This is a genomic window from Capnocytophaga sp. H2931, assembly GCF_002302535.1.
GTDB lineage: Bacteria > Bacteroidota > Bacteroidia > Flavobacteriales > Flavobacteriaceae > Capnocytophaga > Capnocytophaga canis.
In genome coordinates this window covers 2343649-2358264 of sequence record NZ_CP022381.1, presented here as the reverse complement: position 1 = coordinate 2358264, position 14616 = coordinate 2343649, and the positions used below count along the sequence as shown (strand labels likewise).

The following is a 14616-nucleotide window of genomic DNA, read 5'->3' as shown; positions in this document are numbered from 1 at the left end:
ATCTAAATAAAACACTAATTATCAATAATTTAATCTATTGACCTACAGCTTCCTGTACTTCTTCATTAACTTCTTCTAAAGAACTTTCTCCTAAGTCAACGTCATCCATATTTGGCATATTTTCCTTATTTGAATTTTCTTTGTTGAACGTAACTTTCCATTTACCATCTACCTTTTTAAGGTCTATACTTTTTTCTTCCTCTTCACCCTCGACTTTATAGAACGCTTTGGCATTATCACCATCTTCTTCAACCTTAGTTATTGTTACTTTCTTTTTCTCATTTCCTTTGGGAAGTTCTTTTCCCATTCCACTTAACATACCTAACATCTGTTGCATCGAATCGTCAGCATATTTTTTAGCTTCTTCAAAATCAGAATTTTCCATAGAAGTTAAAAATTTTTCAGCTACCGATTTGGGTGAATTATTTGAACAAGAGGTCACTAAAAACGCTACAAATAGCGTCGCAATAAAAAATACTTTTCTCATTGTTTTTTTATTTTTAATAATTTAACTACGCAAAGGTAGTAATAAACAGCTAAGATTCCAAAAATAATTTTACAAAAAAAACGATTGATTCACATCAATCGTTTTTTAAAATAATAAAAAAGAAAACTTAAAAATAAAAATTATGAAAAAATTAATTTTATATCTTATTTTGATAGGTAGCTCGTTATACCCAATTTCTCTAATTTCGATTCTATTTCTTTTAATTGGGCATCGGTAAGCGTCGTGTGAGGATATCTTGCTACTCCACAATCAACACCTAATAATCTCATAAAACTCTTTCCTCCACCATTAAACCCTCCGTAAGAAGCAACAATATTAACAAACTCAATTGCCTTATGTTGTAAATCAGCAGCCTCCTGATAATTACCTTTTTCAAAAAGTTCCTTAATTGTTAAATACAACTTAGCCAAATGATTATAAGTACTTCCTACCCAACCTGTTGCACCTAATGGTAAACTTGCTAAAAAAGCTTCATCTACCCCAAAAAGAACATTAAATTCCTGATTGTTACACAACTTTGCTTGAGTAAAATGAATCATATTATTCTGAGTAAATTTTAACCCTGCAAAGTTAGGTATCTCCTGTTTTGCCTTTTCCATAAACTGACACATATCAAAATTAGCTCCTGTGAGATCTGGTATGTGATAATAATAAAATGGAATATTTGGAGCAGCCTCAGCTATGGTTTTGCAGTAAGTAACTAATTTTTCTAAGTTAGGTTTAAAGTAGAAAGGAGCCAAAGTAGCTATAGCATCTACTTTATCCGCTGAATGTTTTGCCAAATCAACTGCATGATTCAAATTGATATCCCCAACATGGTTAGTGATGAAAAAATCTGGCGACTTTTGTTCTGCCCAAGCCTCTATAATTTCTTTGCGTTCTTCCACTGAAAGAGAAGCAAAATCACCTGTGGAGCCATTAGCGAAAATACCAGAAACTCCGTTTCTCTTTAAAAAATCAGCATACTTAGGAACAATCTTTGTTGATACTGCCCCTTTCGAGTCCATAGGAGCATACGTCGCAGCGATTAAACTATTCATCTCATATATGTATTACATAGGACAAAGTTATAACTTTTTTTTGAAATTCAAAAGAAAAGTTGTTTTTTTTCATTTTGTTTCGTATAAAAAAATGTTATCATAGATAAGAAACACTTATCATTTCAACACAAAACATTGTAAATCAATAGATAAATAATCTTTTATTTGGAAAATAGGTCTTGACAATATTTCCTTACCATATTACGGATGGAAACAAATCCTATTTCATCAAAGTTGATGGTATGGACTGACAACCAACGGAGAGCTTCGATCTCATCGGTTGCCGCTACCGACACTTGTGAATTGGTTAGTGGACATTCAAAAAATATGTCCATGGTTCTGTAAGGAACATTTTTGTAAAGATAATCATTTGGATGTGTTCCTATGTACTTTAATTGCGATGGCAGAACGTCTATCCCTAACTCTTCTTTTATTTCGCGACAAGCCGCCTCCTCTGCATTTTCTTTAGGATCGATAAACCCTCCTGGAAGATCTAATTTTCCTTTGTCAGGGTCAACATTTCGGACTGTGAATAATATTTTTTGTTCGTACGTAAATAGAACTGCCACGGCTGCTGCTATATTATGAAAGTAGGTGAACTGACAATCGTGACAAAAAAAACGTACGTTATTTGGAAATTCCACGTTGGTTGATGTGCAGTTCGGACAATGTTTAAATATCATTTTCAATGTTTTTAATATGGTATAAATTCAGAAACAAAATTTATTCTTGTATAAAAACAGTAAAAGGGATTAGTCTTTGAACCAACCCCTTCTACTGTACATGGAAACTATCGATACAAAGTAAAGTTTCCGTAGAATTTACGTGTATCTTCTAACGTATTGAGTTCTAAGATGTACCAATAATCTCCTGATGGCATGTGCTTTTTATCGTAAATACCATCCCATGAGTCCATAGGTGTCAAAGTTGTTATTTTTCTTCCGTTTCGGTCGAAAATATAAATCACCGCTTTTGGATAGTTTTCTATATTAATAGGCTTCCAAGTATCATTAATACCATCTCCGTCTGGAGTAAAGAAATTAGGTACTCGGATATCGTGATATACTTCCTCAATGGTTAAAGTACGTGTACAGCCTAACGCATCGACCACTTGTACATCTACTTCTTTGATTATCTGTCCAGAATCTGGGTCTACTCGTCCAGGGTCATTTATTTTCATAATATACACTGGATTCGATCCTTGTTCTCTACCATTGAAATAGTATGTATATGGTTCTACTCCACCCGTGGTTTTCACCTCAATGGTATTCAATCCTAAATTAGTAACTCGAGTAACGGTTAATGCTTGAATGTCTTCAATATCAGTCACAACATAGACTTGTTCGCATTGTTCAGTTTGTGAGCCATCGGAATGAGTATAGGTGTAGATTACCTTTAGTGTCTGCGTTTCACTGGTTCTGTCATAGTCATGGATGTAACCTATGGTAGTCACATCAGTAGTTCTTGACAATGTTCCAGAGGTAATGGCACCTGCTTGTGTTTTCAACTCATAGGTCACATTTGTTAAATCAATAGGTGTAGGGAATCGCACTTTAATAGCGTCCGTAAACACGTTTTCATCACAAGATTTTTCTTGATATACCTCACGTGGTTCTATATTCGGGAATTCTTCAACCGTAAATTTAACTGTTTGTGTTGAACAGCCGTTGACGTCTATGATTGTTACATAATATTCACCTGCTTCCAATATTGGATCGGTTACGATACTTACTGGACTGGCTATACGTGGGTCAGCAGGTACTCCTGAAACGTACGAAACTGGTGTTACACGTCGTCCATCCTTGCTATACACATCCATTTTATAGGGTTGTACACCTCCTTGAGCTGTAATAGCTACCCTTCCGTCAGCTTCTCCGTAACAAATTAATCTATCAGAACCTGATACGTCTACTGCTGCATATAGATAGTTAGGTTCCCAAACCTCAACTGTTGTTTGTGTCCAACATCCCATACCATCCGTAATTTTCAAGGTATAAATTCCTGCTTTCAAATTCTCAAACACAGGGGTTGATTGCTCTATTGCAGTAGTTGTTCCGTTATCTAACTCAAATAGGAATACTGTTGAGCCTGATCCTCCTTGTATGTTGGAGATGGTAATTTTCCCATTAGCTTCGTCCTTGCAATGTACGTCTTCAACGGTGATAGATGCTGTCAACGGATCTGGAGTTACCAACTCAGCGGTTGCAGTTCCTATAAAATCCATACAGCCCAAAGCATCTCTTACCGTAACTGAGTAAACACCTACCTCTAAATTATCAAATAATACGCGATTTCTGTTTACTGTTTTTGTGAATGTTGTCGCCAACGAACTCAAAGTAACCTCATACGGAGCTTGTCCTCCTGTTACCTCTACCATAATATTTCCTTTATCATTCAAACAACTCACTTGTGGAATTGGTGCTGGATAAGCATTTACGCTTATTTGCTCTGCCGAAACAGGTACTACGAATGAACTAGTTGCTTTACAACTATTTACAAAAGACTGTATTTCAATACTATACCTTCCTTCTTTTAATCCTGTAAGTGTTATAGATGAACTTCCCGCAACAATGGTTCCTGTGGTTGTAGCACCATTAACGAAATAGGTAACAGTGTAAGTGAATCCACTTGCAGATGTATCTCCTCCTATAGCGGGTTTTCTATCTACAACGGTAAGGGTTATCTCTCCATCATTACCTTGATAGCAGGTTGGTTGCTTCTGATTAGACATCGTAATATCATACTTATTAGTCAAATCAGCTACTTTATGTGTAGCTTTAGCTCTACCACAACTTGTAGCCATATTTTCGGCTGTTATTTCATAGTCTCCTGTACCCAAAGTAGTTGGCAAGGTATGAGTAATGTGAGTTGTAGCAATGGTTGATGAGTACACTGCGCTGGTTACGAATCCATCACTCAATCTTTTTACGGTAAACCTGATTTCCGTTCCTGGTATGTAGATTGGCGTTGCTTCAACACTAACTGCTATGGTTTCGTCCACAGCACAAGTCATTGGAGTTACCGTTGCTACTGTCATATTTGCTAATGTAAAGGCAGGATTTATGGTAACATCTGTTGTATCTGTTGCACAACCTCCTGAGCTATCTTTCACACGTACGTAATATGTCCCTCCATTAACATCGGATAACGAAACACTATTCGAATTTTCACCTATGACCGTATTGGTAGTTCTATCAATAAACTGCCACGTGTACGGTGGAACTCCTCCCGTGATTTGAGTAGCATCAAACTGCAATGAGGCAATCAACGCTGCACTTGTTGAACAAGTGAATTGCTGAGGAGTCAATGCAGTTGCTCCTACTTGCAACGGTGGCGGTGATTTAATAATTGCCTCATTATTAGTAACACTACATCCGTTAGTTCCTTCAATTTTTATTTCATAAACAATTCCTGCCTCTGAACCTAACAAACCTGTGAATCGTGCTTGATTCGACACAACAGATGTAGGTGGTATGCTGGTAGCGGTCGTTACTCCTGTTCCCAAATCTCTCATCGAAACGATAGTGAAGGTCATAGGAGCAATATCAATTGGGGTAGCTATCAGTTCGATACTTCCTTCAGATGCAGAACCACAAGAGGTATTTGTCACCTTCAACGAGCCATTGACAACTTGTGGAACCTTCTTAGGTTCTATAACAAACGGTCGTTTGATAGCATCAGAATTACAGCCCATCGTCACCATATCGGAATCCATCAACCAAAATTCGTAATTTCCTTCCATATTAATCGTTATGGTTACGGTAGTGGCTGTGGTTGTGGTTTGTGGTATGATTTGATTTTTTGAACCATCACTTTCCACACGAACCACTTCGTAGGTGTAAGTACCTGTACCTCCAGTAATATTTGGAATAACGACTTCTGCTGGGGATGTCGTTGAACAGGTTAATGCTCGGGTTACGTTAGCATTTCCTGCCTGTACAGGAGGTTTCACCTCAAAGGTCGTTGATGTTTTACAACCTCTGATATTTGAATATGTCAAGGTATAAACTCCAGGATTTAATCCTTCCAACAAAATAACGTTATACGGATATTGTTGTTGTACTGGTGTTAATCCTCCTGGTTCTAACTTATAGAAGTGGATTAAGGACGATTGACTTTGGGTTACATTCAAACGTACATTATATTGGTTATTAATTGCCTGACAAACTTGCACTTGAACGCTATTGATTTTTGGTTGTGGTGCATCCTTAATCGTTAAACTTGGACCTTGGTATTTAACAATACAATGTCCAGAATCTTTCACATACAAATCATACGTTCCTGATGTTGATACGATAATTTTTTGAGAACCTAAAGCAGAAACAAACTGTCCTGGTTGTGGGTGTGTAAAATCACCCACCGCTGGAGGTGTAGTAACTAAGGTTGGTTGCACCAAGAACAAATAGTCTGCTACTCCTCCTGAAACTCTATCTACCGTGATTTCCGCCTGGTCTCCAATGTCTGTTGTACAGTACACATACTCTTTTGTTACACTTGCTGCATGTACTACCAATGGTTCTGGCCCTCGAATAGGAATCGGTGGCGTAGCATTAACACAAGCTCCGTTATTTTCCTCAAAAACAATCACATAACGTCCTGGCAATAATCCACTTACGTTTCCATTTACAGAAGTAAGTGCTGAATTTACAGCTATATTTCCTGACATTCCTACTCCTGACACTGGGTCATAATCAGGATAGGTATACACCTTCCAAGCTATATCAGTTGTGGTAGGACTCCAATTTCCTACAGTAAATGCAATTGTTCCACTTGATGTTCCTGAACAAGCTATGGTTCCTTGCGTTGTAGTCATAGACAAGGTTGAACTCGTAGGCACAGGAATCGTAGCCCCTCCACGTAACGTACAAGCTCCTGAAGAGGTTTGAGCTGCAATGATAAATTCATACCACGCTCCTGGAATTAACCCTGTAAAGCGATATTCTAACTTCTGTCCTAAATTACCTGTACCTGGTATAGTTGCTGGTACAGGAGCAAGTGGTTGCCAAACTGGTGGAGTAAGATTATTCACATCGATGGTGGTCTTATAACGAGCTATAAAATTTCCATTAGGTGAGAATCCTTCTTCTCGGTATGACCGTACAAAAAGTTCTCCTGAATTTGGAGTACATCCTACAACTCCTGTTGCTTGTGTTACAAGAGCATCGGGGGCTAATCCTGTTTTGAACGTCTGTATATCTTGACAGGATGGCGAAGTCATATCTTGTAAGATAACTTCATACTCATCATAATGTAAATTTGACACTGTAATAGTTCTTGGCAACTGACTTGAGAGTATGTTTGTTGTACTATACACCGTTCCCGAAGCTGTTTTTACAATCAACGAGAAATTACTATTCGCATCACCTCCCGCTGAAATAACAATATTGGCTTGAGCAAGCACTCCACAGGCTATCGGTGTTGTTGTTACCGTTACTATCTGTGCCTGAGGTAATGACGGAACAACTACTGGTTGCATAGCCGTACAACCTCGTGAATCCGTAATAACAACCACATAATTCCCTGTAGCCAAAGCTGTTGGGGTCAACACTGCTCCTGTTGGATTACCTGTTCCATCATCCGCATACACATTAACCGTAAACGGAGCAACTCCTGACGATTGATTCACTATATCCGAAACTGAAGTATTAATATATCCGTTATTGATACAGTAAGCTCCTTTCACATTAAACAAAGGTGTTGCCTTGAATGCTGGTCTTGAAGCTATTCTGAATGGTTGTGAATATTCATAACTACACGTTTGTCCTCTTTCGGTGTATTTTACATCAAAGAAATAGGTTTTCCCGAAATCAGTTGAAGTAAACGTATAGGTTGACCCCACAGTAGTTACTTCGGTGTATACGTTAGCTCGGTCTGTGGTGTAAATAATAAAAGTTCTATCACCAGGCACTCCACCATGGGCCGTCAATACAAACGTTGAGTTGGGCGAAGCTACACAATCAATTGCCGATGTTTGCGAAACGGTCAAAGTTAATGGCTCGTAAATAGTAACCACCGTATTTGTTTTACATCCTGAATTATCATTCAATGTAATGGTGTACGTTCCTACTTGCAATCCTTCGAAGGTATGCACGTAGTTCGAAACAGTATGCCAAATATGAGCTGGTTCATCAGAACGATTGATCACATAACCTCCATTACCATTGAAAATATCAATAATAACATCAGTTCCACTACCATCGTTACAAGGACTATAAATTACATCAAATTCAATTTCTTTTTTATACACCTCAAATTCAGTCTCAGTTGAACAGCCTTTCACATCGGTGACCGTAATGGTGTAAGTCCCTGGAGATAAAGACATCGGCTGTGAGTAGCGACCGTTGTAAATTCCTACCACTTGTGGTGTAGGCATAGTTGCACTTTGGTACGTAAAGTGACTGTACTCTGAATTACCTCCTGCTGCCTCAAAAGTAATCGATGCTATGTTTCCTGCATCACAACGCACTGGATTAATAGGCTCTACCACTTTTAATGAAAGAGGAGCCTCAGGTTGTGTGATGACGTAGGTTGTTTCTACCTTACAAGCTTTTTTATCAATATCTCTAACATAGATAGTTCTACTTTGAGTTGCCTCTAAATTGGTTACGGTAAAAACTCCACCAGCTAAAATTGTAGGTGTCCACGTAACCCCATTATCAGTTGAATACTCAACGTTCGTTGGTGGATTATGTACGAATATGCGTAGACTTCCATCATTACCTCCGTGACAACTTACAGCAGTAGTTCCTAATACCTCTAACTCTAACTTTTTACCATCTTCTATAACTACAGGAACAGACTCTGTAGTATCGCAAAGTTTAATATCTTGCTCAATCCCTATAGCATCCAACGCAACAACACCGTTACCAGGCACATTTTTGATTAGAACAATATACTCACTTTGTGTTACTTCCACATCTGTGAAATCTGCCGATGATTGTACCCAAGTAGGTGTTCCAGTGCTCGTTACTATAATTTGTTTGGAAATACCCGATGATGCGCCTACTGGTACCAACTCAACATTGAACTGAGGAGTTGCTGTTGTAAGCATATTAAAGTGACGCACAGAAACTCGTAACGGTTCATTAGGCACCACATTTTTGATATGTTTTCTGAATACTACAGCATTTTGTACCGATGCTTGAACTACCATGTAACGTCCGTTATTGACTCCTTGTGCATCGCTTGGAACAACCCAAGTTCCTACAGGATGTGCTTGTTTAGTAATGGCATATTTACCCGCTCCCACAGCTACATTTTGTTCGCAAACCAAATCATTGATAGCGTTTGCCCCTGTAGGATACCCTAAATCACTACCACAAACATCATTACCTACACCAAAGTCTTCCTTGAACAATATATTTGGAGTAATTCCTGTTGGCTTGTAATGTACGTAAATAGTGTGAGCCCCTGGTGATAATGTAAATACCGACGCTTGTACAGCTCCCGTAGTTGTATTAACACTATATGTATAAGAATGAGTCTGCCCTGGTGGTGCAATAGCTGTAACTGACACAGTTCCAAAGCCAACACAATCATAGGTAGGTGTAGAAACATTCACTGTTGGTGCTTGTGGCGATTGCATCGTTACAGGTATTGTCAACTCACAACCTGAAAGTGAAAGATCTTTAATTTTTACAGTGACATTCCCGTCCACTTGAGCTGTCGGCTGATTTTGGTATCCTGTACCAAAATCGTACTGATAAGAACCAGAACCTCCAATTACATTATTTACCGAAACGGTATATTTCCCGTTAGTATCGCAAGTTTTATCTTTAGTTACACCAACAAAGGCACGTAACGGATTGGCTGGAGGGTTGATACTTATAGGTCTTTTTACAAAACTACATGTTTGTGAAGCTACCTGTGCTGTGTAAGCTACTTCATAATTTCCTACCTCCAAATTAGTAAATAAAGAAAGATTATTTCCTTGATAACGTGCAGGTAATATTCTGGCTCCTGTATCATCTAATTTGTACAAACTAACCTCACGCTGAATAGCCGAATTTTCGAATACTAATTGAATTTCCCCTGTTCCTGTTGCCGTTGCACAATCCAAATCGGTAACAGCAAAAGTAACGCTGTGTATTCCTACAGGTAGTATGTTAATTGGAGCTGAAAATGCTCGTTCTCCATTTTGTTGATGTCTCATCACAAACACATAGCTACCAATACGAGTAAGATTCATTAACCCTTCATAGTGAGCATCAAACTCACCTTGGTTGCCTACCCATTCTGAATCTGGAATATTCATGTGAGAACCTCCTGGAGCAAGTACCTCGCCATCTACCGACCATACAGCAAATTGATACGGAGGATTACCGCCTTCACCTTTAAATTTAATTTTCGCTCGGTTACAACTTTCCCATTCAACAAATTCCGCAGTGAATTTTAAATTTGTATTCTTTTGTATAGTTATAGTTTGCGTATATGCAAGACATGATAATAAAGCCTCAGAAGAAGTTACTTCCACTACATACGTTCCCGCTTTCAGACCTGTAAAGCGGTACTGTGTAGTATTGGTGGTCATCGCTCCTGTAGCTCCTGTAGTAAGATTTTTATACGTATAGTTATAATTAACTCCTTGTGTAGACATGTTGATATTTATATATCCATCCACATATCCCGTTTCATCTCCGTGAGTTACGGTAGCAGCAGGAGTATTACTGTCGAACACATCAAAATAATAGAAGTCATAACAATTTGCCCCTGCTACTTTCAATCGATAGCGTCCTCCTTGTGAAAGAGTGAAAGTATTTGTATTGTTACTCACTTCTTCCCAACATCCGTCAATAACCACTGGACAAGTTTCGTGACGTGGCTGACAATTCAATCCACTGGCTGATGGGTTTAATTTCTCCCATGTCAAGGTTGAATTTACAAAATTGACCGCTATCGTTTTAGATGTACCACCGCATAGATAGAAATGGCTTGTCCACGTTCTATTGTCATTTCGACAAGTCACACCCACATTTGCTGCCAATGCCTTAATTGGGTCAGCAGAACTTCCTGGTTCATGGTAGTCTATAATTTCATAGCTTACTATTGTAGCGACTCCACAGTCAAATTTATATTTTTCAACGCGATATTCCCCTTGAGTAGTAGCAACAAATGTACTTGTATTGGTTCCTATAGGCGTTCCATTGAGGAACCACTTGTACTCATCAAAACCTGGTGTCACACTCAACGTCATTGGGTTGCCCACACAATAAATCTCAGTACGTTTGTTTTCGTTAGTTTTAATTTCTACTACGGTTGATGTCTGTATTGTAGCTGTTTGGGTACGAAGCGTACAACCTGCGACTCCTCCGGTGTAAACCATTGTAGGGATTATATTTACTTGGTTCATACATGGTTGCTGAGCCAAACCATACCCACCTACTATTTTTAACGGTATTCCTATGCTTCTTTCCTCGTGACCTCCTGTAGAGGGTAATGCTGCAGAGGGATAGGTAAAGGTATATTTCTTAGCTACTGAATCATAGGTATATGTCACATTAGAAACTCCCGAATTTGTAAAGTCTATTTGTTTACTTAAATCAGGTTGTACGTTAGCATTAGAAGGCAATTGCACTTCCAAAGTTGCCGATGTTAGGGTTACAATTCCTGTATTTCTATATTTTACGATATAATAAAATTCATTTTCTACTTGCAATGAATTCAATGAATACCCTTCCGTTAATTGCATTTCCATCTTAGGATCTTGGACCGTTACAATCAAGGTTCGTGAAACGGCATTTCCGAAAGCATCGGTAAATGTATATACCACAGAATGCACCCCAACACCGAATCTTCCTTGATGTTGCGTTCCTCCATTGAAATTGGTATCAATTGAAACTGTGGAAGTAACAGCCAGTTGCACTCCACAACGAACATTTTCATCCGTTACTTTCGGTTCATTCCAAGTTACCATAACATCACACCCCCCTATACTTGGATAGTCAACCAAATCAGCTGGGAAATACGTAACTGACGGCACTCCCGTATCAATAGCAAGTACTGATGTGGAGGTAGCCGTTAGCCAAACGTTTGTTGCACATCCAAATCGGTCTTTCAACTTTACTCTTACTTCATAGGTGGTATTGGTATACACTGCCTCCCCAAAAGTTTGGGTATTAGTTGCTACCATCACTTTTGAACCATCAGGATTGATTCTGTACCACTCCGCATCAAAGGAATTTATTGAAACTCCTCTCAATCGCATTTGAGTCGTTTCCCCTGGACATAATCCATTGGGATGGTCATAATTGATAATATGAGGAGTTGGAAATACACTCGAATCGGCTATCTCCTGTACACTAACAACAGGGGATCCCGCTATACACTCATCTTTTACGTATACTTTATAGGTTCCATCGGGTAGGTTTTTAAATTCGTAGTTTCGTTGTCCACCCGTCATCGTTACGCTTGCCACCTCTGCTTCAGTAGTTCCCGAAACACTTTTCAGTACATAAGTAACATCCCCAACGATCCCAACATTAGTATCATGCGGAAGATCCACCAAAATCATAGATGTTCCGTCCGAACCGCAAGCAATGGACGTAACCACAGGATCCATAGTTTGTGAAGGAACTTGGATTTCTGTGAAATAACGTAACAAATCTGGATTGTAATTCGTTTTATGACGATTCATCATGCTGATAGATAACTTCCCAGGCCCTATCTCATTTGTAAAAGTAGATAACAATGTCCATGGAACGGTTGTTGCCACAGAAAGGTTACCATGAATCGTATATCCACCAAACTCATGGGTGTATATTTTATAGGTTTCTCCTGGCTTCAATCCTGTGAACACCCCATTTCTTCCTTGAATCCGTTTAAGTTGGACTGTTGAATAATCAACATAAGTTCCCACCAACCCTGTGAACATTCTTTGAGTAAAACCAGGGAAATTAGCATGTAATGCATCATGCGTAAACTCCAAATCGTAGTACCCACATCGTGGTACTAATTTATAGAAAGGTTGCTCGGCTTCTGTTACTCCATATCTTATTTCATTTCCCAATGTAATTGTCTTTGAAGCACTACCACACGCATCTTTGATAGTCAAAACATAGTTTCCAGGAGGCAAGTCACCAAATCCTATATGATGATTAAGATCTCCCATGTAGGTAGGTGTTACTGTGGCTGTTATCGGAAAAATAATAGTTTCTGTTTTGGTTTGTCCAAAAGGAAGCCTTGTTTGAAAGGAGACGGAAGGCTGTCCATCTGCTCGACCTAAGGAGATCGTTACTGTTGAAACCCCTGGACTGAGAGGGTCTTCGTACATAAGCTCGTTTCTTTTTTCAATACGAAATGATGTTGTTCCTTCAGCAATTCCATAGTTGGACTGCAAAGTGTTAAACATCAATGCAAAACGATCTGTCGGAGTTGGTAAATAATTTATATTTGTAGTTCGTTCAAATGCAGAAACAACAGTTCCATTGGATTTTAAAAACTCCATACGAATCTTATATCTACCTGCTCCAGAACGATGTACGTCAATGGTTCGATAATCCACTATTGTATAGTCAGTCCCTTGGGTCAATGGTGGTCCATACGAATTTGGTGCGGTTTCTTTGTAAACTTTATACTGATATGTCAACGAAGAGGTCGAAGAGGTCGCATTCCAAATATCTTCCAAATTAGATAAATACCAATTGTAATTAATTTTTAGAGTTCCTCCTTCTTGAACAGGCATAAATCTCTCTGATCTTGATAGGTGCGTTCTAATTTGCAAAAAAACAGGTGCTCCAGGGCAAACGGGAGTAGAGGGGGAAATATTATGTGAGAAACCCAATCCTTGCGTAGGTGTTTCATTATGTACATCATGTAAGCCTGTCAATGTAAACGTATTAGTAACTATATTTCCTAAACCATCATCAACAACAATTTGAACCTGATCGTTTTCTTGAAAATCAGCACCATTATATGAGTAAGCATCTCCATTGAAACTTGATGTAATATCCGCTATAGGTACTGTTCGATTTAAGATTTGAACAGTAGCTTTTGCATTAGAAGTCCCTAATCCTTTGAAATGATTCCTAGGAATATCAAGATTAGCGTGCCCTCCTATAAAACCTCCCATAACAGACTTACCATCAACACCTCTCCGTAATGGGATTGTTAAATTGAATTTACCCGTAGGTTGTTGTACGTTAGTACCTCCTACATTTCTTGTAGTCGTATGCAAATTCAACCCTAAGTACGGTAAGGTTAAGGAATACGTACCTGGCAAATAAACCGATTCTGGAATAGGTATTTGCTGTGGGTGTGATGGATAATTTCGACAATCATCATCAGAAGCTCCTGGCGGAATCTCTCTAATAAAAACACTCACATTTGGATGATCAGCATGCGAAATGCTTTTTCCCGGTTCAGGGTGGACAAAAAATAGTAGGTCTGCAGTTGCAGACGAGAAAGTTCTATCATTAACTATCACAGCCCCCGTATCAGCTGATACGACACGAACCTGAAACTTTGATTGTCCCACAGTAAATCGTTTAAGTCCAATGACAATAATTCCGTTTCCCTCATCAACATTGGCATTGGTCACAGGATCTCTACGAATGGTTGCAGGAAAAGCATAAAGGGTCTTTATCTCAAAAGGAGGATACAGATCATTGATTGTTACAGGCTTTTCACAGGACATATTTACATCGTTTTCCAATGTGAAAGTATAAGTCCCTGCTGCCAAATTGGGAATAGTCATGGATTGTCCAGCAAGAACGGTGCCTCGTAATGAAGCTGAAGTTGCTCCTGGTTTTATCCAGTAAACACTAAACTCCGTCCCTGCAGGATGTTCTGCTGAAACTGGAGGTGCATTCAATGTTATGAGACCTCGATTCTCACACTGAATATCACCCGTTACAAGCTGGAAATTGTTAATCGGCTGGGTAGAATCGCACTGTGCATATATCCATGAGGTTGTTAGCATCATGAACGAAACGAAAATAAACAACTTTTTCATAACGTATTCGTTTTTAGTTAGTTTTTCAGCTAGTACTGTTAGATTAGATTAAGATTTTTCCCTCACTAAGTTGGAAATAAAGTATACAGGCGACAAAATTAAAAAAATGCCCTCCAATA

General features: G+C 38.8%; 4 protein-coding genes. All 4 read right to left on the bottom strand.

Going from position 1 to position 14616, the window contains the following annotated elements:
- Positions 1–34: 34 nt before the first annotated feature.
- The 4 genes from CGC52_RS09870 to CGC52_RS09855 all read right to left on the bottom strand — a co-directional run bounded on the left by CGC52_RS09870 (position 35) and on the right by CGC52_RS09855 (position 14497).
- A complete protein-coding gene (locus CGC52_RS09870; RefSeq protein WP_042009505.1) occupies positions 35–487 on the bottom strand; it encodes a DUF4878 domain-containing protein in 453 nt (150 codons plus the stop codon).
- A gap of 164 nt (positions 488–651) precedes the next feature.
- Entirely contained in the window at positions 652–1548 is an 897-nt protein-coding gene (locus CGC52_RS09865; RefSeq protein WP_095894265.1) for a dihydrodipicolinate synthase family protein, read from the bottom strand.
- A 161-nt stretch (positions 1549–1709) separates the two neighbouring features.
- Entirely contained in the window at positions 1710–2237 is a 528-nt protein-coding gene (locus CGC52_RS09860) for an NUDIX domain-containing protein (RefSeq protein WP_042009507.1), read from the bottom strand.
- A gap of 101 nt (positions 2238–2338) precedes the next feature.
- Positions 2339–14497 (bottom strand): T9SS type B sorting domain-containing protein, encoded by a 12159-nt coding sequence (locus tag CGC52_RS09855; RefSeq protein ID WP_157909137.1) that lies wholly within the window; start codon positions 14495–14497, stop codon positions 2339–2341.
- Between the last annotated feature and the right edge of the window lie 119 nt (positions 14498–14616).

Coding starts and splice junctions, on each gene's coding strand:
- CGC52_RS09865 (WP_095894265.1), bottom strand. CDS start 1,548: ATGAATAGTTTAATCGCTGCGACGTATGCTCCTATGGACTCGAAAGGG.
- CGC52_RS09855 (WP_157909137.1), bottom strand. CDS start 14,497: ATGAAAAAGTTGTTTATTTTCGTTTCGTTCATGATGCTAACAACCTCA.
- CGC52_RS09870 (WP_042009505.1), bottom strand. CDS start 487: ATGAGAAAAGTATTTTTTATTGCGACGCTATTTGTAGCGTTTTTAGTG.